This window comes from Bradyrhizobium sp. McL0616, from assembly GCF_049993385.1.
Lineage (GTDB): Bacteria > Pseudomonadota > Alphaproteobacteria > Rhizobiales > Xanthobacteraceae > Bradyrhizobium.
This window is the reverse complement of sequence record NZ_CP188255.1, coordinates 871,371-893,429: the sequence shown is the minus strand read 5'-3', so window position 1 is coordinate 893,429 and position 22,059 is coordinate 871,371. Positions and strand designations below refer to the sequence as shown.

Here is a 22,059-nt window from a genome sequence, read left to right as displayed (position 1 = left end):
GACATTACATATGCGTATCTGCATTTTCGGCTCGGGCGCCGTCGGAAGCCATCTCGCGGTCAGGCTCGCGCGCGCCGGGCACGACGTCTCATGCGTGATGCGGGGGGCGCATCTGGAGGCGGTGCGCGCGAGCGGCCTCAAGCTGCGGGTCGGCGATTCCGAGGTCACCGCCAAGGTGAACGCCTCTGGCGACCCGGCGCAGCTCGGCCCACAGGACGTGGTGATCTCTGCGCTGAAGGCGACCGCGCTCCAGGGGCTGGTTTCCAGCATCAAGCCGCTACTCCAGGACGACACCGCGATCGTCTTCGCCCAGAACGGCATTCCCTGGTGGTACGGGATCGGCCTGCCGCCGCGGCACCCGGCGCCGCCTGACATATCGTTCCTCGACCCCGGCGGGCGGCTGCGCGCCTGCATCCCGAAAGAGCGCATCATCGGCGGCGTCATCTTCTCCTCCAACGAGGTGATCGCGCCCGGCGTGGTGCAGAACCTCACACCGGACCGCAACCGCCTCTTGATCGGCGAATGCGACGACCGCAATTGCGAGCGCATCACGAAGCTCCGTAACGTCCTCAACGACGCGCGGCTGGAATCACCGCCGGTCGCCGAGATCCGCGAGGCGATCTGGTCAAAGCTGCTGACCAACATGTCGCTGTCGGTGCTGTGCCTGCTCACCGGCCAGACCGCGCGCGGCGTACGCGACGATGCTGCGTTCGCCGAGCTGATCCCGCGCATGCTGAACGAGGCCAACGATATCGCGCAGCACTTCATTCCCGAGGTCAAGCGCGTGAACCGCAGCGGCCCTGCCCCGAACCACAAGCCGTCGCTGCTGCAGGATTACGAGCTCGGCCGCGCCATGGAGATCGACGTGCTGGTCAAGGCGCCGGCCGCCTTCGCGCGCACCGCCGGCCTGTCGACGCCAACGCTCGACCTGATCGCCGCACTCGCGATCCAGAAGGCGCGCGACAAGGGGCTTTATTCCGCCTGAGCCTCAGGCGAGGTCGTCGATCCACGCCGTCAGCGTATCGAGCACCTCGGCAAGCGCCTTTTCATTGCTGCGGCTGGACTTTTTGAGGACCGCGAAGGAGTGGTCGCCGCCTTCGACCACATGCAGCGTCGCCTTCGGGCCGAGCGCCTCGATCACGGGCTTCAGGATGCTGAGATCGGCGAGCCCATCGCGCGTGCCTTGCAGGAACAGCATGGGAATCTCGACCCGGGCGAGGTGCTCGGCCCGTTCCGATGAGGGCTTCTTGTCGGCATGCAGGGGGAAGCCGAGAAAGGCGAGCCCTTTGACGCCCGGCAGCGGCGCCTTCGATTGCGCCTGAGAGGTCATCCGCCCACCGAAAGACTTGCCACCCGCGACGAGCTTCAATCCGGGGCAAAGCCGCGCCGCCTCCTCGACTGCCGCGCGGATGGCCGCGTGCGCGACCGCGGGCTGGTCGGGACGCCCCTGCTTCTTCTCCATATAGGGAAAATTGAAGCGGAGCGTCGCGATGCCTCGGTCTGCGAGGCCCTCCGCAATCTTGTCCATAGATGCATGCTGCATCCCCGCGCCGGCGCCGTGCGCCAGGACGTAGCAGGCGCGCGCGTTGGCCGGCTGTGTCAGGATCGCCGAGACCGTGCCGATGCGCGCGATGTCGAGCTTGAGCTCTTTGGTTTTGACGGCCACAATCAGATATCCCGACAGACGTGAACCCGGCCGCCTTGGTAGCGTCACCGGCGCAGCCTGAAAACACAATAATTGCTGGCGCCGACTAGCCTACCAAGCCGGCAACCGTATCAACCGAGGTGACCATGTCGTACCGCTCCTCCTGGATGACCGAAGAGCTTGACGTCTTTCGCGACCAGTTCCGCAAATTCCTGGCCAAGGATTTGGCGCCGCACGCCGAAAAGTGGCGCGAGCAGAAGATGGTCGACCGGTCCGCGTGGCGCGCGCTCGGAGAGATGGGCGCGCTGCTGTCGAGCGTGCCGGAGGAATATGGCGGCTTGGGCGCGACCTTCGCTTATGAAGCCGCGGTGCTGGAAGACCTCGAGAGCACGGTGCCTGAGGTCACGACCGGCGTCTCCGTGCACAGCGCCATCGTCGCCCACTACATCCTCAACTACGGCTCGGAGGAGCAGAAGAAGCGCTGGCTGCCGAAGATGGCCTCGGGCGAGATGGTCGGCGCCATCGCCATGACCGAGCCCGGCACCGGCTCGGATCTCCAAGCCGTCAAGACCACCGCCAAGAAACAGGGTAATTCCTACGTCATCAACGGCCAGAAGACTTTTATTACCAACGGCCAGGCCGCCGATCTCGTCATCGTCGTTGCCCGCACCGGCGACGTCGGCGCCAAGGGCATCTCGCTGATCGTGGTCGAGACCGCGGGTGCGGATGGTTACAAGCGCGGACGCAACCTCGATAAGATCGGCCTGCATGCCTCCGACACGTCAGAACTGTTCTTCGATAATGTGCAGGTAGCCCCGGAAAACCTGCTCGGCAAGGAAGAAGGCCAGGGTTTTGCGCAGCTGATGCAGCAATTGCCGCAGGAGCGGCTGTCGCTCGCGGTCGGCGCCGTCGCCTCGATGGAGCGCGCGATCAAGCTCACCACCGAGTACACCAAGGAGCGAAAGGCGTTCGGCAAGCCGCTGATGGATTTCCAGAACACCGCCTTCACGCTCGCCGAACGCAAGACCGAAGCGATGATCGCCCGCGTCTTCGTCGATTGGTGCATCGAGCGACTGATCGCCAAGGACCTCGACACCGTCACGGCGTCGATGGCGAAATATTGGTGCTCGGACAAGCAGGTCCAGACCGCCGACGAATGCCTCCAGCTGTTTGGCGGCTACGGCTACATGCAGGAATACCCGATCTCGCGCATCTTCATCGATTCCCGCATCCAGAAGATCTATGGCGGCACCAACGAGATCATGAAGCTCTTGATCGCAAGGTCGCTGTAGCTCACCCCGCCAAGGCGATCATGGAGGGATGCGACTGACGCGCGTCCGTCAAAAGCGAGACGGCCTTCGGCGCGATTGCTGCACCGCCGGCTTCGATGGTACAGCCTTTGCTCGGTCACCAACGAATTCAGATCGGTCGAAGCTGCTTGTCACGTGTGGTTCCCCGCCATAGGCTGCCCGTCATCGGCAGCCGCCGTCTGGTCTCGCTTGCATCGGGAGAATTGCGCATGGTTCACGTCTCGCGACGGAAACTGCTTCAGCTTGCGGCTGTCGCGCCATCTGCAATGTCCGCGGCCTGGACGTCGGCTGCATCCGCCGCGACCGGAAAGAAGATCCTGACCGCGGTGATGCAATCGGACCTTCGCGTTACCGATCCCGGCTTCACGACGGCCATCATCACCCGCGACCATGGCTACATGGTCTACGATACGCTGCTCGGCATCGATTCCAGCTTCAAGGTGCAGTCGCAGATGGCTGACTGGACCGTATCGGCGGACAAGTTGACCTACACCTTCACCTTACGCGACGGCCTGAAGTGGCACGACGGCGCGCCGGTGACGGCGGAGGATTGCGTCGCCTCGCTGAAGCGCTGGGGCACGAGCGTCGACGGCATGGCGCGCAAGCTGATGGACTTCACGGCAGGCATCGAAGCCGCGGACGCCAAAACGATCGTCCTCAAGCTGAAGGAGCCCTATGGCCTGGTGCTGGAGACGATCGCCAAGCCATCGTCGATCTGCGCCTTCATGATGCCCAAGCGGCTTGCGGAGACCCCGATCACCAAGCAGATTCCGGAGCAGATTGGCTCCGGCCCGTTCAAGTTCGTCGCGAGCGAATTCCAGCCCGGCGTGAAAGCGGTCTACGAAAAGAACACCGACTATGTGCCGCGCAAGGAGCCGGCCGAATGGACATCGGGCGGCAAGGTGGTGAACGTCGACCGCGTCGAATGGATCACGATGCCGGACGCGCAGACCGCGCTCAACGCGCTGCAATCAGGCGATGTCGATTTCGTTGAAACGCCGCCGTTCGACATGCTACCCGCGCTCGAATCCAATCCGGACATCACCGTTTCGATCCTGAACAAGTTCGGCTTCCAGTCGTTCGGCCGGATGAACTTCCTGCATCCGCCATTCGACAATGTGAAGATCCGCCGCGCCGCGATGCTCGCGATCAACCAGAAGGACGTGCTCGACGCGCAGATCGGCAATCCCAAATACTACAAGTTCTGCGGCGCATTCTTCATCTGCGATACGCCGCTGGCCAGCGACGCCGGCGGCGAGACCCTGGTCAAGGGCAATGGCATGGCGGACGCCAAGAAGGCGTTGGCCGAGGCCGGTTATGACGGCTCGCCCGTGGTGATCCTGGCGCCAACCGACCAGATCCTACTGAAAGCGCAGCCGGTCGTGGTCGCACAGCTCCTGCGCGAGGCCGGCTTCAAGGTCGATCTTCAGGCGATGGACTGGCAGACCGTGGTCACCCGCAGGGCGATCCAGAAGCCGCCGAAGGAAGGCGGCTGGAACATGTTCTTCACCTACCAGGGCGCGGCCGACTCCTTGAACCCGCTGGTCAACGTCCCGATGGTCGGCAAGGGCACGAGTGGCGGCTGGTACGGCTGGTCCGAGGACCCCAAGCTCGAGCAGCTGCGCGACGCCTTTGCCCGCGCCACCTCGCCCGAAGAGCAAAAGAAGATCGCCTTCGACGTGCAGAGGGAGGCCTACGATCAAGTGATCTACGTCCCGCTCGGCCAGTTCCAGGCACCGAGCGCATGGCGCAAATCGCTCACCGGCGTGATCGACGGCCCGGCAACGCCGATGTTCTGGAATGTGGACAAGAACGAGTGAGCTGCAGCCCCTCTCCGTTCTTGCGGGGAGAGGCGAAGCCCTAATTCGGATGCCACCAGCGGCCGGCGATCACGACGCCTTCGGAGACGATCTTGCGATCACCGATGAGGTGCTCGCCGACCACGTCCTCATAATCGAACTGGCCTTGTTTGACCGAGATCAGCGTCGCGTCGCCGACGCTGCCCGGCTTGAGGCTGCCGAGCTCGGGCCGGCGCAGCGCCATCGCGGCGTTGACCGTCGAGGTTGCGATGACGTCGGACAGTGGCATGCCCATGCACAAAAATTTCGACAGGGTGGTCACCTGGTCGAAAGCCGGGCCGTCGATGCAGAGCTGATGGATGTCGGACGAGATCGTGTCCGGATAGAAGCCGTTGGCAAGCATGGCGCGCGCGGTCTTGAAGGCGAACGAGCCCTTGCCGTGGCCGATGTCGAACAGCACGCCGCGCTCTCGTGCGTCCAGCACCGCCTTCTTCACCGTGCCCTGCGCGGTCGCGGGCGTATTCGGGAACGGCCTGAACGCATGGGTGAGCACGTCGCCAGGGCGCAGGCGCGCCAGCACCTCCTCATAGCTCGGCGGCGGATGGTCGATATGCGCCATCAGGGGCATGCCGACCTCGTCGGCGACCTGGAGCGCGATATCGAGCGGCACGGTCCCCGACGTGCCCGATGAGTGCAGTCCGACGCGCACCTTGATGCCGACGATGAGATCGCGATTGGCATCCGCAACCTGGGCCGCCTCGATCGGATTCATCAGCCGCAATTCCTCGCTTTCGCCGACCATGGTCCGGTGCGAGAAGCCGAAGATGCCGGCATGCGAGACATGCAGATAAGCGAGGATGCGGACCTGGCTCGGCTCGATCACATGCTTGCGGAAACCTGCGAAATTGCCGGGGCCCGCGCTGCCGGTGTCGACCGCGGTGGTGACGCCGGAGAGGCGACAAAATTCCTCGGCATCGATGCCGAGCGAGGTGCCGCCCCAATAGACATGGGTATGGAGATCAATCAGCCCCGGCGTCACGATATAGCGCGAGACGTCGCGCACCTCGGTCGCCGGATCCGCCTTCAATCCGCTGCCCACCGCAGCAACCTTGCCGCCCGAGAAGGCGACATCAGTCACGGCATCGAGCTTCTGGGACGGGTCGATTACCCGCCCCCCGCGCAGGATCAAGTCGAAAGGCATCATCATCTCCGGGTAGGGCAGTGAGGCGTGACCGCCATGTCGGCGGAGCCAGGAAGGAAGTTGCCTGCTTCTAGCAACTTTTGCGCCGACCAGCGCAGCAATCAGCGACGATCGCCCATGAAAAAATGGCGATCAAAATGGCGATCCGGGGACGACTCGAACTTCCGACCTACGGTTTAAGAAACCGCTCTCAGTTCAACAATATCAGGCGCTTAGGGCCGTCGTGCTGCAGATGTGCTGCGTCGACAACCCACGGCAAACGGTTCGCGCGGGAGAGGCAACGACCGTTCTGCACCAACTGCGGTCCGGGCTAGGACTGTTGCGCCCACTGTAGCGCGATGCGGAGGAGCAGCGTCCAAGTGTCCGGTGCTCGTCATCGTGCGTGTTCGGAAAACCGGCGCGGGCGATCGAAAGACGATGTGCGCAGCAACCGCAAGAATCGGGGCGTTCTGTCCATACCCGATCTCGGAGCTCGACTAATGACGATAACTCGCACGCAGGGTGCCATATCCGCGGCACTATGGGCCGCAATCCTGATCGCCATCATCGTCCTGATTGCTCTGGACGTTCCGGAAATATAAGCGGACGCCAGCTGTCGTGCGTCTAGCTCCGTTGGAGATTTCAGTTCCAAGTCGACGACACCGTGCCTGGTAAGCATTGCCGGCATCGAACGCGAATGCACGCATCTGCCTTTGCGCTGATCGACGACCTTGGACTTGTTCATTCGGATTCCGACTTCACGTGCGAAGCGGAAACATCCGCGGCCTAATGAAAAGACGGCGAGCGTGCACTCGGCGAACATGGGGTCGTCGGCAGTTCACCGGCCAATGAGTGTCCGGCGAAAGGCCGAGACGTGGCCGAAATCATGTAGCTGGAGAAAAAACGATGGAACGATTGAAATTGCTTGGCGTGATCGCTCTTTGCGCTGCCTTGGCATCGGGAACGGCTGCCTCTGCGCGTGGCGGTGGACATGGGGGCGGTGGACATGGGGGCGGTGGCGGACATTTCGGAGGCGGCGGCGGATTTCACGGTGGTGGACACTTCGGAGGCTTCCATGGCGGAGTTGCTCATTTCGGGACCGCTGGCGGCTTCCACGCGCCGGGCGGTCTCCATCGGGCCGGGCGTTCCGTCGCTGCCGGCACCGGCTTCCATGGCGATCATTTTCATCATGCCGGGTTCGGGCATCGTGTCCGCCACGGCGGAGGTCTTGGCCTTGGCGGAGCCTTCGCACTGGGCGCGTATTCGGGCGGGCCTTACTATGACGGCTACGACGACGGATTCTACGGCGATTACGACGACTCCGCTGATGGGTCCTCCTATTGCCAGCAAAAATATCGCTCGTACGACCCGGCTTCGGGAACGTATCTCGGCTACGATGGCAAGCGCCACCCGTGCCCCTAGCTCATGTGATGACATCTTGGAGCCGTGCTCGCCGGCACTTCAGGAATCCCTGAGATCGCCGACGACGCACGGCCCGAGTGCCGGCGCATTCGCTATTCTCCCCAAAAGCAACATGGTTGTAACGATTGTCTTTGGGAAGCTGCCGATCAATCAGCCTATGATACGTGGCATTACGGAACCGCCGCGCTCCGAACTGTGCGAACCACTCTCGCAGGCATCCGTCCAGAAGCAACGCCGGCCCTCCGGACCGGCGCGGCGCCGCAACTGAAGGCGACTCCGGTTAAGGCTGCTGGACGGCTGTTGCAACCATCCTTGACAACCAATCTTCCACGGAAAGGCCGGCCTTCCTGGCCCTGGCACTTACTTCGTCGACCATTGACGGCTTCAAGGGGACATTGAGGATGATCTCGGAAGCCTCTTCTACATCATAAACGAGCACTGTTACGCGACTCGCGAACCGACGAACCATTGCAGTCTTGTCGGCGTCCGAAAGGCTATTGTCCCTGGCGACAGTTGGGCAATACGCTCCGATCAAGTGATCGATGATCAGGGTCTTTGACAGGCCGAGACGCCTGAGCGCGTCGATGCTTGAGTTCAAGCGGCCGGGATCGTCCATTGCGTTGCCGAACGGAAGTAACTTCTGAACCTCCGCCCTCTTTGCCGGCGTCGTCTCGTCAATAGGTTCCGGGCATTCGAAGCTCATCTTCGCCGCTTGCGCCGGAAGTGTGGCTCCCAGCATCAACGCGAGTGCCACACCTGTCTTTGCAAGATGTTCCATGGCAAGCGTCCGCGCCCTCATACAATGTTTCGATTCGCGTCCTCTTCTTCGACGTGCCGCAAGCGGCTGCGACGTCTCCTAGAGTGTAGCCCGGAAGCCCTTCGCCGTCTTTTTTGCTTCAGCGACGACTTTCCGGAATGCACGGTTCGATGTGAGCCTAGCGCCGTTGCGCACCAATGTCGCACTTGAATATCGGACTTGGCAGTCACTGCGGCGTCAACTGCGGCAAGGCCTTCACCAAGAATCGAGGAGAAGAACGTCTTTCACGGGTGCGAGCATTGCTACGACCGAGAGAGAACCGTCTGAGCCATGCAGTCTGAGCAAAAACCGAGCAAAATTTTTGCTTTGCCCCTGGCGGCATAAAGCTAAGTCGTTGGAAAAATGGCGATCCCGGGATAGGTCCAACCGAGGAAAATTCCTGATCCGCGACGATCATTCGATCGCCGATCGCGACATCTCCGCAGGATTCGAAGCGCCGACCGGTGCGCTCCCCATAGGACTTACCGGATGGAATTACTTTAAGATGGCGATCACGAGTGACCACCGGCGCGTTCCGGTCGACACAATCACAATGTACTCGACGCTACTGCTTGTAATTACACGGACTGGGCGAAGCAGACGGAATCAGGGAAATCGGCGCGCATGAACCGGCCGTCGAACAAACGGAGAAAATCGGGATACACCCAATTCTATTGAACTCTTCGACGTTCTGACGCTGGCGATCCCGGGAAGACTCGAACTTCCGACCTACGGTTTAGGAAACCGTCGCTCTATCCGGCTGAGCTACGGGACCGCGGAACCCGCGGGACGGGTTCGGCCCCCTCATAGCAGAGCAAGATGCGGTTCGCCAGCCGCAAGGCGGGCCAGATCATCGTCAACCTAAACGGGACGTGCTGTACAATCGCCTCCAGATCCCTCTCGGCGGAGCAGCCCACATGATCGAAAGCATCAGCGCCGTCACGCTCGGCACTCATAACATGGGGCGCGCCGTGCAGTTCTATCGTTCGCTGGGGTTCGAGCTGGTATACGGCGGCGAGGCTGCTGCATTCACAAGCTTTCGCGCCGGCACCGGTTATCTCAACTTGACTGCGCAGCCGGACGACAAGCGCTGGTCCTGGTGGGGCCGCGTCATCTTCCACGTCGCCGATGTCGACGGGGCCTACGCGCGCGTACGCGCCGCCGGATGGCAGCCGTCGACCGCGCCGCGCGATGCAGAATGGGGTGAGCGCTACTTCCATCTCACCGACCCCGACGGCCATGAACTCAGTTTCGCGCGACCGTTGTCCTGACCGCATAAGTCACATCCGCTGACGTTCGCAATGCGCAAGTAGCGCTGTCTCAGCCGCTGTGGCAAGCTCGGCGCGGTTTCCTCAAGCGAGAATTGTATCTGGGTTCTAACGAGGGAGGACGACCATGGTAACCTACGTCGTGCTGGGGAGCTTCACTGATCAGGGAGCCCGCAACGCCAAGGACTCGCCGAAGCGGGCCGACGCCTTCAAGGAGATGGCCAGAACGTTCGGCGTAACCGTGAAAGAGATCGTCTGGACGCAGGGACGATATGACGTTGTGACCCTTATCGAGGCTCCGGACGAGGCTGCCGCGATGTCGCTCAGCCTTAGTCTCAGCGCACTCGGCAATGTCCGCACCGAAACGCTGCGCGCGTTTTCGGCAGCAGACATGACAAAGATAGTTGGCAAGATGCTCTGACGCTCAAGCCCGTGCGAGCGCACTGGACCTGGGATGGCAACCCCGGGAAGGGGCTTCTCATGCCCTGATATTGTTCTCGCGCACGACCTTGCCCCAATAGGCGACCTGCGCGTCGAAGAAGGTCTTGAACGCAGGCCCGTCCTCGAGCAGCAGCGTCATCTGCTGCGTCTCTCTGAGCTGCGCGGCAGTTGCGGGCTCGCTCAGGATCTCCCTGGTTGACGCCGCCATCGCCGAGACGATGTCGGGCGGCGTGCCCGTGGGCGCGAAGATGCCCCACCATGCCAGCGTCTCGAAATCCGGGAAGCCGGCCTCGATCGCGGTCGGCGTATCCGGGAGGAGCGGCAGCCGCGTACGGCCGAGTTGCAGGATCGGACGCAGCAGATTGGTGCCGAGCTGGGCTGCGACCAGTGCCGCCGATCCCGCGATGAGATCGACATGGCCGCCAAGCACGTCGTTCATGGCAGGCCCGCCACCGCGATAGGGCACGTGGGTAATCTCGACGCCCGCCCTGCTGCCGAGCACGGTCATCGCGAGATGGCCGAGTGTGCCGATGCCGACGGAGGCGTATTTCACCGCACCCGGGGTCGCCTTGCAGGCGGCCACAACGTCGGCAAAGCTCTTGTAGGGCCGGCTTGCGTTGGCCGCGATCACGTAAGGCGCGGTGCCGACCAGGAAGACCGGCATCAGCTCGCGCTCGACGTCGACCGGCGGCTTGTCGAGGATCGACGGGATCACCGCGTGGGAATCGAAGGTGACGAGGAACGACGAGCCATCCGGCGGGCTCTTGGCGACCTGCGCCGCCCCGAGAGCGCCGGCCGCACCCGACTTGTTCTCGACCACGACGACGCGGTTGAGCCTGGTTTGCAGATTGCTCTGGAGGAGCCGCGCCATCGCGTCGGTCGAGCCGCCCGGCGGAAACGGCACCACCAGCGTGATCTTGCCGGCCTGCGCCTTCGCCGGCGTCATTGCGAGGATGGCCGGCGCTGCCAGCAGCGCGCGGCGTGTGATGGTCATGGTCGCCTCCCTTTTTATTTTGCGCCTGGCTTTTTGCTCTTTGGCGCTTTAGGTCGTCCCGAAACCCGACCCCGCTTTCTTGTACTCAGGTCGCGGCGGACTGAAGATGTCCAGCACGCGGGCGCCGTCAGGGCCAGCACGCATGGTGTGTGGCACGTTGCCAGGCGTGCGCCAGAAATCGCCCTTCTTCACCGAGATTTCCTCGTCGCCCTGGACGCGGATCGCGGAGCCGTCGAGCAGCACGCCCCATTGCTCCTCGGGATGATGATGCAGCGTGCCTTGCGCATGCGGCGCCAGCGTCACCACCGACAGCATCGCCTGGTCGCCGGAGAAGATGCGCGTGGTCACCCCGCCGCTAGTTCGCGAAACAGCCCGTCGGCGGCATCATCGAGATTGTGAAATTCTTCCCTCTGGCTCACGCCATCCTCCCTTGATCAGGACTTGCCGTAGGAGCCCTGGTAGCGGCCCTCGCGGATCGTTTTCAGCGTTTCCTCCTCGCGCGCGATCTGGGCGCGCACTGCTTCCAGCAGCGCCGCGGCGCCTGCGGCGGGAAACGACACCACGCCGTCCTCGTCGCCGACCACGATGTCGCCGGGCGAGATCACGCTGCCGCCGATCGTAACAGGCACGTTGATGTCACCGGGACCGTTCTTGTAGGGGCCGCGGTGGATCACCGCGCGGGCGAAGCAGGGAAAGTCGTCCCCAGCGAAGGCTGCGACATCGCGGATCGCGCCGTCGATCACGTAACCTTCCGCTTTGCGCCACTGCGCGATGTTCTTCATGATTTCGCCGACCAGCGCCCGGGTCTCGTCGCCGCCGCCATCGACCACGATGACGTCGCCAGGACCGACCAGCTCGAGCGCGCGGTGGATGGCGAGATTGTCGCCGGGCCGCGTGCGCACCGTGAAGGCCGTCCCGATCAGCTTGCCGCTGCGGTGATAGGGTTTTAGCCCGACCGCGCCCGGCAGCCGGGCCAGATTGTCGGAGATGATCGACGTCGGTGCGACCCTGAAGCCTTCGATGATGGCGGCCGGCGGTTTCGGCACAGAGTTCGCAGCGATGGTGATGGTCATACGTTCAGTCCTTCCGTGATGTCTCTTAGTCAGCGTGCGCCTTCGAGGGCATGATGCGGAACGCGCGCCCCTCCTTCATCCAAGCCGCGCGCTCGTCGCGCAACAGCGTGCGGCGGACTTTTCCGGAATCATCGCGCGGCGGGGCGCTGACGATCTCGAAGCTCTCCGGATGTTTGTAGCGGCTGAGCTTGTCCTTCAAAAAATATGCCATGCCGTCGGCGATCGCCTGGCCGTCCGCATCGGCCTCCGGCTCGATGATCGCGTGCACACGCTGGCCGAACTCCGGATCGGGCAATCCCACCACCACGCAGGAGCGCACGCCGGGACAGGCAGAGACCGCGGCCTCGACCTCGGCCGGATAGATGTTGGCGCCGCCGCGCAGTACCATGTCGGCGAGGCGGTCGCCAAGATAGAGATAGCCTTCGGCGTCCAGCCTGCCGATATCGCCCAGCGATTCCCAGCCATCTGTGCGCCGCTTCGGTTCGGCACCAAGATAGTGATAGGTGGCATCCTTGCCGTCATTGTTGAGGAAATAGATTTCGCCGGTCTCGCCCGGCGCGACGTCGTTGCCGTCCTCGCCAACGATGCGCAAGCGCGCCATCTCGCCGATCTTGCCGACCGAGCCCTTGTGCGTCAGCCATTCCGTGCCGGAGATGATGCAGGAGCCTTGTCGCTCGGTGCCGCCATAGAGCTCCCAGATCCGCTCCGGCCCGAGCCAGGCGATCCAGTTCTCCTTGAGCCAGGGCGGCATCGGGGCGGCCATGTGAAACACGGTCTCAAGGCTCGACACATCGTAGGCATTGCGCACGCTCTCCGGCAGCGCCCAGATCCGGTGCATCATGGTCGGCACGAAATTGACCCATTGCACACGCTCGCGTTCGATCAGGCGCAACGTCTCCTCCGCGTCGAACTTGACGAGGCCGGTGAGCTGGCCGCCGCCGAACAGCGCAAAATGCGACAGGATGAACGGCGCATTGTGGTAGAGCGGGCCCGGATTGAGCAGTGACGCGCCGGTGGGAATGTTGAGCGGCAGCGCGGCGACGGTGTCGGTCACGGCCGGCTGGTGATCGAGGATCACCTTTGGCCGGCCGGTCGAGCCGCCGCTGGTCATGGCCTTCCAATAGCGAGCCACCGGCGGGGTGAGCTGCTCGTCGGAAAACCCGTCCGGCACGAAATCCGCCGGCAGACGGTTCGGCGCATTCCAGTCGGCTTCGCCACCGACCACCAGCGCCGGCTTCAGAATATCCAGCACGGCAGCGGCCTCGCCGCGCGGCAGCCGCCATGACAGCGAGGTCGGCGTCGCCCCGCATTTCCACACCGCAAAGCTGGTTTCGAAGAACGCATTGCCGTTGGGGAGGCCGATTGCGACGAAATCGCCTGGCTTGACGCCCTTGGCGGCAAATGCCCGCGCCCGACGGTTGGCGCCGCGCTCAAGCTCGTCCCATGTCAGCGTGTCCTGCCCATGGCGGACGGCGATCGTGCCTTGCGGTTTGCGTTGCGCGTACCAGCGCGGCACGTCGGACAGGGGCAGCAGCATCAGGCGTTTCCACTTCGTCTTCTTGGCGGCGCCTCATGGTGAGGCGCTCACGGGGCGAAGTGTAACAGCCGGATCCAACCCTTCAAGGTGCCTGCCTTCAAGGGATCAGCGCTCCGCCCCGCAGCCCGGAATATCGAACAGCGCCGCAAGACCGCATTTCGAGGTCAGCATTTTGTCGCCATCATGGCCGACTCCTGCGACATCCCACACCCTGTGATTGGGTATGCCGTGGTCGCGCTTGGCCATCGCGTCCACATAGGCGTGGCCGCGGGCGTAGCGATAGGGGCCTTGCGCCTTGGCCATGCAGCTCTTGTCGAGCGCGGGATGCTCCGGATTGGTGTCGAGCGTGCCCAGCAAATAGATCACGTCGCGCGCGACATAACGCTGCTCCAGCGCAGCCGGCGTTGCATCCGCAAGATAGGGCGGACGCTCGTCCATGCCGTATTTCCAGTTGTTGTAGCCCGCGCAGGATGCGGCGATTTGAGGCACGGGTCGTTCAGTGCTGAAATACGCATAGGACGACGGGTTGGCGACGACATAGCGGACATCGATGTGCTGGCGCGATAGCGCTGCCTCGCCCTTGCCGGCAATGGCGTAACGCTGCGCGACCTGGCCGCCGCCGGAATGGCCGGCGACCACGACCTGCTTCAGGTTCGGGAAGATGCGCCGGTCGGACAGTTTTGCAAGGATCGCATCGAGCGCCTCGAAGGAAGACACCGGATTCGGCGCAAGCGCCGCATCGCCGCCCTCCCATCCCTCCAGCGACCAGCGCAGCGTTTCCGCGGGCAGCTTGTGCGCTTCGATATCGATCTCCGCGAGAAATTGCGGCACGATCATCAGCGTGGCCTTGCCGTCATTGCCCGCCGCGACCTGGGCGGTGTTGGCTGAAATATAATATTCGTCGGCGTTGCGCAGGCGTCCGTGCAGCACGATGATCGCCCGCGAAATCGCCGGCAGCGGCATCGACCAGTCGCTGGACATATACAGCGGCAACATCCCCTGGCCGCCGACCGCAAGCCGCGCATCGGCGACGACCTTCACCGGCTTGCGGTTGGGTGCATCCTCGTCCGCGGCGCGCGCATGGCCGCAAATGAGCGTCAACGCGATTGCGGCAAGACCAGCCAGCGCTCTCATGTCGTCCCCTTTTTTGAAATCAAATCGATAAAACTCTACGCGCATCGCACGGCGCGCGGCTGTGACTCCCGCGCCACGTCAAGCAAAAATGTCAGCATTACGGCCATGAAATTCCCGGGTTCCATGGGTGACAAGCCGGCGATAAAGGGGCAAAAATCCGTCTCGACTCAGTTCGGGTTGAGTTTTGCAAGGAATGCTCTCGTAGAATGTCGTCCGTGTTTGCATTGCGTCGTGCGGCGCCGCTTCTCGTTGCCGCAGCAGGATTTTTTCTGCTGACGCCGGCGCATGTCCACGCCCAATGGTGGAAGCGTGCCCCGGTCGATTTCGAGGAATGCGCCGACGCCGCCGAGAGGGCCGCGTCCAAGACCGAGAAAACATCGGCGCTTGCAGACTGCAACGCCAAGTTCGCCGGCCGCCGCAAGACCGGCGGCGGTTACACCTATTACGACTTCCTGCAGGACCGCACCTTCGACATTGCCGGACCCAATCCGACGCCGGACGAGCAGAAGAAGATCGACGAATCCTACACCGCTTATCTCGCCAATCAGCGCCGCAGCACTGTCGTGGCCGACGCCCTCGCGCGCCAGCAGCAGGACCAACAGGCGCAGCAGGTCCAGCAGGTCGCGCTGCGAACCGACGTCGTGCGCGTGCCGGTTCCGGTCGAACGACCGAAGGTTTTGCAGACTGCGGGCCAGCGACCGAAGGGCGCACCCTGCACCAAGGGTGCGTTCTCCTGCGAATGGCCGCGTTTGTCCGAGAGCTTGAACGATATCAAGAAGCTGTTCAGCCCGACGCCGAGCAAGCCAGCGAAGAAGAGCTGAGGCGCGGCCTCAACCGTCATTGCGAGCGCACCTTCTCAGTTCGGATGCTTCTTCTTACTGCGCTTGGATGCGGGCACCGTTGGAATCGCCGGCGCTGTGGTCGGTGAATTGCTCAGCGCCGACCTGCTCTCCTGCAATCGCCTGTCATAGCCGGGAGAGTTCATAACCGTCGGCGGCCTCGCAAAGGCGAGCGTCGTTGCGCCGCAGAGCGCAGCCAGCACCAGGCCAATTGTCAAACAACGCTTCATCGCGTTCTCCATCGCGCTCAAGCCGACCTGCGAATCTGCTGCGGCGTCAGGCCGGGCGGGCCCGCGGCCGCCGTCTCGGCGTCCTTGATCAGCGCAACAATGCGGCGCATCAACGGCACATCGACCTTGTTCTGTTCGGCAAGCGCAATGACCGCACCCTGGAGATAGTCGATCTCCGTCTTGCGGCCCTGCTTCAGATCCTGCCACATCGAGGAGCGCGCCTCGGGATCGATCTTCATCGTGCGGCCCAGGATCGCACCGAAAATCATGTCGGGCAATCGCAGCAAGGTCGGCGTCCAGTTTGCCGGGATCGGCGTCGCCGACACCGGCGCGATGCCGGCGGCCTTCAGCGCGGCCAGCCCCTCCGCCATCTGGTCGGCGAACAATCTTCGCCAGTCGCGATTCGCCAATTGCGCGGCGAGCGGCATGTCGGACAGCGCGCTGAGCGCGTTGTTCAAATTGATGATCAGCTTGCCCCATTGCACGCCGGTGATGTCGCGGCTCGCGCGCACGGTGAGACCAGGCACCGAAAGAGCTGCGGCGGTGTTGTCCGCATCCTCGCCGACATGAATGTCGCCGGAGGTGGAACGGTGGAAACGCCCCTCTCCCATGGCGATCACGTTGAACGGCACCATGCCCGCCAGCACGCGCCGGCCGCCGAGACGCTCTTGCAGCACCGCGACATTGCCGACGCCGTTCTGCAGTGAGACGATGACGGCATCCTGCGGCGCATGCTGGGCGATCTGGTCCGCGACATCAGCCGTGTCGGCGCTCTTCACCGTGACCAGCACGATGCCCGCGCTGTGGAAGATCGCGGGATCCTCCGACAGCGCGAGCTGGCCGGCACCGAGCTTGTTCTCGGAGCCGTCGAAATCGGTCAGCCGCAGGCCGTACCGCTCGATCTCGGTTTTCACCCGCGGTCGCGCCAAAAGTGCAACGCGGCGATCGGCCGCCGCGAGCATGCCGCCGACGAAACAGCCGATGGCGCCCGCACCGGCCACCACGATCGATCGATCCGTAACCACCTGGCTTGCCCCCTGAATGACCGGCCCTCGATAGCAGAGCCGATGCGGGCTGCCCATCGCCGGTTGCGGCGCAATCGCCTTGTAACCGTCATGAGAGCCTCATATGTTTTGGCAAGGGGCTTGTCACCGGCAGGAGAACGCCATGGGTTTACTCGACGTCCTCAACGGCATGCAGAACGGCCCGCGCGGCCCAAGCGCGCCGAGTTCACAATCCTCATCCGGCGGCGGCATGTCGCCCATGACCATGGCGATCCTTGGCCTGCTCGCCTGGAAGACTTTCAAGCATTTGACAACTGGCCAGCCGGGCGCGGCGCCGCAGACGGCGCCGACCTCCGTGCCGCCGCCGGTGAATGCGGGCCCGGGCGGAGGCCCGGGTGGCGCGCCAGGTGGTGCTCTTGGCGGCGGTGGCGGCCTTGGTGACATGCTCAAGGGCGGCCTCGGTGGCCTGCTCGCGGGCGGCGCGGCCGGCAGCGTGCTCAGCGGCGGGCTCGGCGATCTCCTCAATCAGCTCCAGCAGGGCGGCCACGGCGAGACCGCGAATAGCTGGGTCGGCAAGGGCGAGAACAAGCCGATTGCGCCCGGCGATCTCGCCAACGCACTCGGCGCCGACCAGATCCAGAGCCTGTCCGCCCAGAGCGGCCTGTCGCGCGACGAGCTGCTCTCCGGCCTCAGCCAGTACCTGCCGCAGGTGGTCGACCATTTGACGCCGGACGGCCGGCTGCCAACCGAGAACGAGGTCTCGGGCAGAGTCTGATTTTAGTCAAACCGAGGGGAGCACTGACATGAGCATGGGCGGCATCTTGTGGATCATCGTCGTCGGCTTCATCGCCGGCCTCATTGCGCGTTTTCTGTCGCCGGGACCGAACAACCCGTCAGGCTTCATCCTGACCACCATCCTCGGCATCGTCGGCGCGTTTCTCGCGACCTTCATCGGCCAGGCCATCGGCCACTACGGTCCCGACCAGGGTGCCGGCTTCATCATGGCCACCATCGGCGCCGTGGTCGTGCTGTTCATCTGGCACCGGCTGGTGGCGAGCGGCGTGATCAAGGGGTGACGGCGTAACGAAGGGGACAAGCCCCCCCTCATACTCCGTCATTGCAAGGAGCCGTTGCGACGAAGCAATCCAGACTGTCCCCGCGGACACGTTCTGGATTGCTTCGCTTCGCTCGCAATTGTGCAAGTTCAGGTAATCAAATGCATGCCCGCGTCCATCCGCACGACCTCGCCGGTCATGTTGCTCGACGCCGGCATTGCCAGGAAGCAGACGAGCTGCGCGATGTCGTCGGCGGTTGACGCGACCTTCAGCGGCACCTTTGCCACTACGCTGTCGCGCACCTGCTTTGCTCCGGCCTCGCCGCGGCCCTTGGTGAACCAAGGCGTGTCGATATAGCCGGGGCACACCGTGTTGACGCGGATCAGCGGCGCCAGCGCACGGGACAGCGACAGCGTCATCGTGTTCAGCGCGCCCTTGCTCGCGGCGTACGCAATCGACGAGCCGACGCCGCTGATACCGGCCACTGAAGAGATGTTGACCACCGCCGACGGCCGCTCCGAAGCCTTCGCGCCGGCCTCGAGCAGGCTGCGTGCCGCGCGCACCATCTGGAACGGGCCGATGGTGTTGACGCCGTACAAGCGCTGGAAATCTTCCGCCGACAATCCGTCGAGATCGGCATGGGCGACATGCTTGGTGGTGCCGGCATTGTTGACGAGGATGTCGAGCCGGCCCCAGCCGCTCGCTGCCGCGACGATCTTGCGGCAATCCTCATCCTTTGAAACGTCGCCCTGCGCGACCAGAACTTCCGCAGCGCCGGCCTTGCGGCAGAGTTCTGCCGTAGCCTCTGCTTCCTTCTGGCTCGAGGAATAGTTGATGACGAGCCGCGCCCCGCTTCGCGCGAGAATTTCAGCGGTCGCGGCGCCAAGGCCAGATGCGGACCCCGTCACGATTGCGCACAAACTGTCCTTAGCCATCCGGATTTCCTTCCCGTTATTGAATTGCAGGCGCCCTGTTTAGCGAGTTTGCCGCGCCCTGCAAATCAAGCAAACTCCGCTAAGCGGAATTAGTCCAGAGTGATCCCTTTGCCTATGCCGGCGTCGCAGATGGACCTGCGATCAACGCTTGTCAGGGCCATGGCTTTTTTCGATCATCGGGCGCAAGAAGAAGCCGCGCGCCGGCCCGTGGGGTGGGACGCGCCAATGGTAAAACACGGGGAACGCTGTGGCGGAGAGTGACAATATCGTCGTCGAGACCGCGGAGAAAATCTTCGCCGATCTCGCCGATCCGCAGACCATCAACAACGACAAGAAGGATTCGTGGCAGGCGCCGCTGTGGCAGGCGCTGAGCGAAGCCGGCCTCCCCTTGGCGTGGGTGCCTGATGACCTCGGCGGCTCCGGCGCGAGCCTTGCGGACGGCTTTGCACTGCTGAATGCCGCCGGCCGCTTCGCAGTCGCGGTTCCCCTCGCCGAGACCATGCTCGCGGGCTGGCTATTGGCGCAGGCGGAGGTCGCTTCCCCCGCGGGTGAGATGACGGTGCTGCCGGCATCCCCAAAGGATCGCATCACGCTCGATGCCGACGGTTCGCTCTCCGGCCGTGCCCGCGGCGTTCCGTTTGCGAAGGCGGCCAAGCATTTTGCCGTGCTGGCGCGTGGCAAGGACGGCGTCTCGATCGCACTGGTCGATGCGAGCAAGGGCCGGACCGAATCCGGACTCAATGTCGGCTACGACCACAGCGACACCGTCACGCTCGACAAGGTGCAGCCGATTACAATCAAGCCCGCACCAAAGGGCTTTGACCAGACCAAACTGATGCTGATCGGCGGCGTCGCGCGCAGCCTTCAGATCGCCGGCGCGCTGGAAGCGATGCTCGACATCTCCGTTCGCTACTCCAACGAGCGTGTCGCCTTCGAGAAGAAGATCTCGAAATTCCAGGCCGTGCAGCACAATCTCGCGCGCCTCGCCGGCGAATCCGCCGCGGCACTGGCGGCCGCGACCTCCGCGGCCGATGCCATCGCGAATGCAAAGACCTTCGACGACGAGGTCTATCTTGAAGCCGCCTCGGCAAAGATCCGCTGCGCGGAGGCCGCTGAAAAGGGCGGCGCCATCGCGCATCAGGTGCATGGCGCGATCGGCTTCACCATCGAGCATATCCTGCACCGCTATTCGCTGCGGGCGCTGGCCTGGCGTGACGACTTTGGTTCGGAAAGCCACTGGGCCGTCGAGCTCGGCAAGCTCGTCGCCAGGCGTGGCGCCGATGAATTGTGGCCGCTCGTGGCCGCGCGTTGATCAGGGAGAGAAACTCATGACCGCCGCTCTCCGTTTCGATCCGATCCGCCTGCCTGAAGAATGCGAACAGTTGCGCAAGGAAGTGCGCGCGTTCCTCGCCGAGGAAATCGCCGCCGGCACCTTCGATCCGCACAAGCCCAACCGCGAAGACACCGACGCGCCGGAATTTTCCCGCCGGGTCGGCGCCAAGGGGTGGCTGGGGATGACCTGGCCGAAGAAATATGGCGGCCAGGAGCGCTCGTTCCTCGAACGCTATGTCGTCACCGAAGAAATGCGCGTGGCCAACGCGCCGACGCGGCGCTTCTTCGTCGCCGACCGCCAGAGCGGGCCGGTGCTGCTGAAATACGCGCCCGAGCATATCAAGATGGAGATCCTGCCGCGGATCTGCCGCGGCGAGATCTGCTTCGCGATCGGCATGAGCGAGCCGAACTCCGGCTCCGACCTGTTCGCCGCCAAGACGCGCGCGACCAAGACCGACGGCGGCTATCTCATCAACGGCACAAAGATCTGGACGTCGTCGGCGCACATCGCCGACTACATGATCGCGATTTTCCGCACCTCGCAGCCGACCAAGGAAAACCGCCGCCACGGCCTGACGCAGTTTCTGGTCAAGATGAAGCAGCCCGGCATCCAGGTGAACCCGATCGGCCAGATCACCGGCCAGTACGAGTTCAACGAGGTCGTCTTCACCGACTTCTTCGTGCCCGAGGATCACGTGCTCGGCGAGGTCGACGGCGCCTGGAAGCAGGCGACATCAGAGCTTGCCTATGAGCGTTCCGGGCCCGAGCGTTTCCTGGAGACCTATTACGTGCTGACCGAGCTCGTGCGCGCGGTCGGCCCCAATCCGGACACGCGCAGCGCCGAGGGCATCGGCCGGCTGGTGGCGCAGCTCCACACCATGCGGCGCATGTCGGTCTCGGTCGCCGGCATGCTGCAGGCCGGCAAGGAGCCGGTGGTCGAGGCTTCCATCGTCAAGGACATCGGCACGGTCTGGGAGCAGCAGCTTCCGCACCGCGTGCGCGATCTCGCCGCCTTCGTCGAGGAGACCGCGACCAATCGCGAGACGCTGGAGCGGCAGCTCGACTTCGCGATCAAGACCGCACCGAAACTCACCATCCAGGGCGGCACCACGGAAGTGCTGCGCGGCATCATCGCCCGCGGACTTGGTTTGCGCTAATCGCGCGGACTGGGCTTGCGCTAACTCTTCGAGGACATCATGAGCACGTATAAAGACATCGGCGTCGAGAAGGTCGGACATGTCGGCAGCATCGAGATCCGCCGCCCCCCGCTCAACTTCTTCGACATCTCGCTGATCAACCAGATCGCGGATGCGCTCGACGAGTTCGATCGCGACATCGAGATCCGCAGCTCCGTGCTGTCGGCACAGGGCAAGGCATTCTGCGCCGGCGCCAATTTCAAAGACCCGGCGCGGCAGGAGCAGGAGGCGCGCGAGGCCGAGAAGACTGCCAAGGGCGATCCGGCCGACAGCCTCGGCGCGATCAACCATCTCTACGTCCAGGCCGTGCGCATCTTCCGCGCCAAGAAGCCGATCGTCGCAGCCGTGCAGGGCGCGGCTATCGGCGGCGGCTTGGGCCTTGCGGTGTCTGCGGATTTCCGCGTCACCTGCCCCGAAGCGCGCTTCTCCGCGAATTTCACCAAACTTGGTTTCCATCCCGGCTTCGGCCTGACCACGACGCTGCCGGAGCTGATCGGCAAGAACAATGCCGAGCTGATGTTCTACACCAGCCGCCGCGTCACCGGCGAAGAGGCCGTGAAATGGGGCCTCGCCAACGAGCTGGTGCCGCAGGACCAGGTCAAGGCGGCCGCGATGAAGCTCGCCGGCGAGATCGCCGAATGCTCCCCGCTCGGCCTCGTGTCCACCCGCGCCACGATGCGCGCGGGCCTCGCCGACCGCGTTATGGCCGCGACCAATCACGAGCTCGAGGAGCAGACGCGATTGCGGGCGACGGAGGATTTCAAGGAAGGCGTCAAGGCGACGGAAGAGCGGCGCGCGGCGAATTTTAAAGGGCGGTAGTTTCTCTCTTCCTTCTCCCCTTGTGGAGAAGGTGGCGCGAAGCGCCGGAT

General features: G+C 63.8%; 23 protein-coding genes, 1 tRNA gene and 1 pseudogene. 12 read left to right on the top strand and 13 right to left on the bottom strand.

Features of this window, described 5'->3' with window-relative positions; all coding sequences use genetic code 11:
• The first annotated feature begins 10 nt into the window (after positions 1-10).
• Complete coding sequence (locus ACPPVR_RS04310) at positions 11-985, top strand: ketopantoate reductase family protein (RefSeq protein WP_426613026.1); 975 nt, start codon at positions 11-13, stop codon at positions 983-985.
• A 3-nt stretch (positions 986-988) separates the two neighbouring features.
• On the opposite strand, the gene ACPPVR_RS04305 is transcribed toward ACPPVR_RS04310, so the two are convergent.
• Positions 989-1,666, bottom strand: coding sequence for an alpha/beta family hydrolase (locus tag ACPPVR_RS04305; RefSeq protein ID WP_426613025.1), 678 nt, complete (start codon positions 1,664-1,666; stop codon positions 989-991).
• 125 nt (positions 1,667-1,791) lie between these two features.
• Between ACPPVR_RS04305 and ACPPVR_RS04300 the strand changes: the two genes are divergently transcribed.
• Both ACPPVR_RS04300 and ACPPVR_RS04295 read left to right on the top strand, forming a co-directional pair.
• The gene (locus ACPPVR_RS04300; RefSeq protein WP_426613024.1) at positions 1,792-2,937 is read left to right on the top strand and encodes an acyl-CoA dehydrogenase family protein; all 1,146 of its coding nucleotides are present in this window, start codon (positions 1,792-1,794) and stop codon (positions 2,935-2,937) included.
• Between the two features lie 227 nt (positions 2,938-3,164).
• Positions 3,165-4,775, top strand: a complete 1,611-nt coding sequence (locus ACPPVR_RS04295) for an ABC transporter substrate-binding protein (protein WP_426613023.1) — start codon at positions 3,165-3,167, stop codon at positions 4,773-4,775.
• Between the two features lie 40 nt (positions 4,776-4,815).
• On the opposite strand, the gene ACPPVR_RS04290 is transcribed toward ACPPVR_RS04295, so the two are convergent.
• Both ACPPVR_RS04290 and ACPPVR_RS04285 read right to left on the bottom strand, forming a co-directional pair.
• Positions 4,816-5,955 carry an amidohydrolase/deacetylase family metallohydrolase gene (locus ACPPVR_RS04290; RefSeq protein ID WP_426613022.1) on the bottom strand — a complete coding sequence of 380 codons (1,140 nt, stop codon included), beginning with the start codon at positions 5,953-5,955 and terminating at the stop codon, positions 4,816-4,818.
• Positions 5,956-6,720: 765 nt separating this feature from the next.
• Positions 6,721-7,140, bottom strand: a complete 420-nt coding sequence (locus ACPPVR_RS04285; protein ID WP_426616345.1) for a hypothetical protein — start codon at positions 7,138-7,140, stop codon at positions 6,721-6,723.
• 45 nt (positions 7,141-7,185) lie between these two features.
• On the opposite strand from ACPPVR_RS04285, the gene ACPPVR_RS04280 reads away from it, so the two are divergent.
• Positions 7,186-7,356, top strand: a complete 171-nt coding sequence (locus ACPPVR_RS04280) for a BA14K family protein (protein ID WP_426616329.1) — start codon at positions 7,186-7,188, stop codon at positions 7,354-7,356.
• A gap of 280 nt (positions 7,357-7,636) precedes the next feature.
• Here ACPPVR_RS04280 and ACPPVR_RS04275 read toward each other — a convergent pair whose 3' ends face one another.
• Together ACPPVR_RS04275 and ACPPVR_RS04270 are read right to left on the bottom strand one after the other, a co-directional pair.
• Positions 7,637-8,134 carry a hypothetical protein gene (locus tag ACPPVR_RS04275; protein WP_426613021.1) on the bottom strand — a complete coding sequence of 166 codons (498 nt, stop codon included), beginning with the start codon at positions 8,132-8,134 and terminating at the stop codon, positions 7,637-7,639.
• Positions 8,135-8,850: 716 nt separating this feature from the next.
• Positions 8,851-8,927 (bottom strand) — tRNA-Arg (locus tag ACPPVR_RS04270).
• Between the two features lie 142 nt (positions 8,928-9,069).
• Here ACPPVR_RS04270 and ACPPVR_RS04265 point away from each other — a divergent pair.
• The gene (locus ACPPVR_RS04265; protein WP_426613020.1) at positions 9,070-9,423 is read left to right on the top strand and encodes a VOC family protein; all 354 of its coding nucleotides are present in this window, start codon (positions 9,070-9,072) and stop codon (positions 9,421-9,423) included.
• 124 nt (positions 9,424-9,547) lie between these two features.
• A complete protein-coding gene (locus ACPPVR_RS04260; protein WP_426613019.1) occupies positions 9,548-9,841 on the top strand; it encodes a GYD domain-containing protein in 294 nt (97 codons plus the stop codon).
• A 57-nt stretch (positions 9,842-9,898) separates the two neighbouring features.
• Here the strand turns inward: ACPPVR_RS04260 and ACPPVR_RS04255 are convergent, their stop codons facing one another.
• The 5 genes and pseudogenes from ACPPVR_RS04255 to ACPPVR_RS04235 form a co-directional block, all read right to left on the bottom strand.
• Positions 9,899-10,855, bottom strand: a complete 957-nt coding sequence (locus ACPPVR_RS04255) for a tripartite tricarboxylate transporter substrate-binding protein (RefSeq protein WP_426613018.1) — start codon at positions 10,853-10,855, stop codon at positions 9,899-9,901.
• Positions 10,856-10,903: 48 nt separating this feature from the next.
• Positions 10,904-11,274, bottom strand: a pseudogene (locus ACPPVR_RS04250) (cupin domain-containing protein).
• Positions 11,275-11,289: 15 nt separating this feature from the next.
• Positions 11,290-11,928, bottom strand: coding sequence for an RraA family protein (locus ACPPVR_RS04245; RefSeq protein ID WP_426613017.1), 639 nt, complete (start codon positions 11,926-11,928; stop codon positions 11,290-11,292).
• Between the two features lie 25 nt (positions 11,929-11,953).
• Positions 11,954-13,465, bottom strand: coding sequence for an AMP-binding protein (locus tag ACPPVR_RS04240; RefSeq protein WP_426613016.1), 1,512 nt, complete (start codon positions 13,463-13,465; stop codon positions 11,954-11,956).
• 105 nt (positions 13,466-13,570) lie between these two features.
• Positions 13,571-14,599 carry an alpha/beta hydrolase gene (locus ACPPVR_RS04235; RefSeq protein ID WP_426613015.1) on the bottom strand — a complete coding sequence of 343 codons (1,029 nt, stop codon included), beginning with the start codon at positions 14,597-14,599 and terminating at the stop codon, positions 13,571-13,573.
• 206 nt (positions 14,600-14,805) lie between these two features.
• Here ACPPVR_RS04235 and ACPPVR_RS04230 point away from each other — a divergent pair, with 206 nt between their 5' ends.
• Entirely contained in the window at positions 14,806-15,420 is a 615-nt protein-coding gene (locus ACPPVR_RS04230) for a hypothetical protein (RefSeq protein ID WP_426613014.1), read from the top strand.
• A 35-nt stretch (positions 15,421-15,455) separates the two neighbouring features.
• Here ACPPVR_RS04230 and ACPPVR_RS04225 read toward each other — a convergent pair whose 3' ends face one another.
• A complete protein-coding gene (locus ACPPVR_RS04225; protein ID WP_426613013.1) occupies positions 15,456-15,668 on the bottom strand; it encodes a hypothetical protein in 213 nt (70 codons plus the stop codon).
• A 17-nt stretch (positions 15,669-15,685) separates the two neighbouring features.
• Positions 15,686-16,693 carry a 2-dehydropantoate 2-reductase gene (locus ACPPVR_RS04220; protein WP_426613012.1) on the bottom strand — a complete coding sequence of 336 codons (1,008 nt, stop codon included), beginning with the start codon at positions 16,691-16,693 and terminating at the stop codon, positions 15,686-15,688.
• Between the two features lie 142 nt (positions 16,694-16,835).
• Here ACPPVR_RS04220 and ACPPVR_RS04215 point away from each other — a divergent pair, with 142 nt between their 5' ends.
• Complete coding sequence (locus tag ACPPVR_RS04215) at positions 16,836-17,447, top strand: YidB family protein (protein ID WP_426613011.1); 612 nt, start codon at positions 16,836-16,838, stop codon at positions 17,445-17,447.
• 28 nt (positions 17,448-17,475) lie between these two features.
• Entirely contained in the window at positions 17,476-17,748 is a 273-nt protein-coding gene (locus tag ACPPVR_RS04210) for a GlsB/YeaQ/YmgE family stress response membrane protein (protein ID WP_426613010.1), read from the top strand.
• A 128-nt stretch (positions 17,749-17,876) separates the two neighbouring features.
• On the opposite strand, the gene ACPPVR_RS04205 is transcribed toward ACPPVR_RS04210, so the two are convergent.
• Positions 17,877-18,662, bottom strand: a complete 786-nt coding sequence (locus tag ACPPVR_RS04205) for an SDR family NAD(P)-dependent oxidoreductase (RefSeq protein ID WP_426613009.1) — start codon at positions 18,660-18,662, stop codon at positions 17,877-17,879.
• Between the two features lie 247 nt (positions 18,663-18,909).
• Here ACPPVR_RS04205 and ACPPVR_RS04200 point away from each other — a divergent pair, with 247 nt between their 5' ends.
• The 3 genes from ACPPVR_RS04200 to ACPPVR_RS04190 are packed head-to-tail and all read left to right on the top strand — an operon-like array spanning position 18,910 to position 22,009.
• Positions 18,910-19,974: an acyl-CoA dehydrogenase family protein gene (locus tag ACPPVR_RS04200; RefSeq protein WP_426613008.1), complete on the top strand. Its 1,065-nt coding sequence runs from the start codon at positions 18,910-18,912 to the stop codon at positions 19,972-19,974.
• 16 nt (positions 19,975-19,990) lie between these two features.
• Positions 19,991-21,151: an acyl-CoA dehydrogenase family protein gene (locus tag ACPPVR_RS04195; protein WP_426613007.1), complete on the top strand. Its 1,161-nt coding sequence runs from the start codon at positions 19,991-19,993 to the stop codon at positions 21,149-21,151.
• A 39-nt stretch (positions 21,152-21,190) separates the two neighbouring features.
• Positions 21,191-22,009, top strand: a complete 819-nt coding sequence (locus tag ACPPVR_RS04190; protein ID WP_426613006.1) for an enoyl-CoA hydratase/isomerase family protein — start codon at positions 21,191-21,193, stop codon at positions 22,007-22,009.
• Positions 22,010-22,059 lie beyond the last annotated feature (50 nt).

What these genes read in the sequence shown, in the direction of transcription:
- ACPPVR_RS04310 (WP_426613026.1), top strand. Translation starts at nt 11, where the DNA reads ATGCGTATCTGCATTTTCGGCTCGGGCGCCGTCGGAAGCCATCTCGCG.
- ACPPVR_RS04300 (WP_426613024.1), top strand. Translation starts at nt 1,792, where the DNA reads ATGTCGTACCGCTCCTCCTGGATGACCGAAGAGCTTGACGTCTTTCGC.
- ACPPVR_RS04295 (WP_426613023.1), top strand. Translation starts at nt 3,165, where the DNA reads ATGGTTCACGTCTCGCGACGGAAACTGCTTCAGCTTGCGGCTGTCGCG.
- ACPPVR_RS04290 (WP_426613022.1), bottom strand. Translation starts at nt 5,955, where the DNA reads ATGCCTTTCGACTTGATCCTGCGCGGGGGGCGGGTAATCGACCCGTCC.
- ACPPVR_RS04285 (WP_426616345.1), bottom strand. Translation starts at nt 7,140, where the DNA reads ATGCCCGAACCCGGCATGATGAAAATGATCGCCATGGAAGCCGGTGCC.
- ACPPVR_RS04275 (WP_426613021.1), bottom strand. Translation starts at nt 8,134, where the DNA reads ATGGAACATCTTGCAAAGACAGGTGTGGCACTCGCGTTGATGCTGGGA.
- ACPPVR_RS04265 (WP_426613020.1), top strand. Translation starts at nt 9,070, where the DNA reads ATGATCGAAAGCATCAGCGCCGTCACGCTCGGCACTCATAACATGGGG.
- ACPPVR_RS04260 (WP_426613019.1), top strand. Translation starts at nt 9,548, where the DNA reads ATGGTAACCTACGTCGTGCTGGGGAGCTTCACTGATCAGGGAGCCCGC.
- ACPPVR_RS04255 (WP_426613018.1), bottom strand. Translation starts at nt 10,855, where the DNA reads ATGACCATCACACGCCGCGCGCTGCTGGCAGCGCCGGCCATCCTCGCA.
- ACPPVR_RS04245 (WP_426613017.1), bottom strand. Translation starts at nt 11,928, where the DNA reads ATGACCATCACCATCGCTGCGAACTCTGTGCCGAAACCGCCGGCCGCC.
- ACPPVR_RS04240 (WP_426613016.1), bottom strand. Translation starts at nt 13,465, where the DNA reads ATGCTGCTGCCCCTGTCCGACGTGCCGCGCTGGTACGCGCAACGCAAA.
- ACPPVR_RS04235 (WP_426613015.1), bottom strand. Translation starts at nt 14,599, where the DNA reads ATGAGAGCGCTGGCTGGTCTTGCCGCAATCGCGTTGACGCTCATTTGC.
- ACPPVR_RS04230 (WP_426613014.1), top strand. Translation starts at nt 14,806, where the DNA reads ATGTCGTCCGTGTTTGCATTGCGTCGTGCGGCGCCGCTTCTCGTTGCC.
- ACPPVR_RS04225 (WP_426613013.1), bottom strand. Translation starts at nt 15,668, where the DNA reads ATGAAGCGTTGTTTGACAATTGGCCTGGTGCTGGCTGCGCTCTGCGGC.
- ACPPVR_RS04215 (WP_426613011.1), top strand. Translation starts at nt 16,836, where the DNA reads ATGGGTTTACTCGACGTCCTCAACGGCATGCAGAACGGCCCGCGCGGC.
- ACPPVR_RS04210 (WP_426613010.1), top strand. Translation starts at nt 17,476, where the DNA reads ATGAGCATGGGCGGCATCTTGTGGATCATCGTCGTCGGCTTCATCGCC.
- ACPPVR_RS04205 (WP_426613009.1), bottom strand. Translation starts at nt 18,662, where the DNA reads ATGGCTAAGGACAGTTTGTGCGCAATCGTGACGGGGTCCGCATCTGGC.
- ACPPVR_RS04195 (WP_426613007.1), top strand. Translation starts at nt 19,991, where the DNA reads ATGACCGCCGCTCTCCGTTTCGATCCGATCCGCCTGCCTGAAGAATGC.
- ACPPVR_RS04190 (WP_426613006.1), top strand. Translation starts at nt 21,191, where the DNA reads ATGAGCACGTATAAAGACATCGGCGTCGAGAAGGTCGGACATGTCGGC.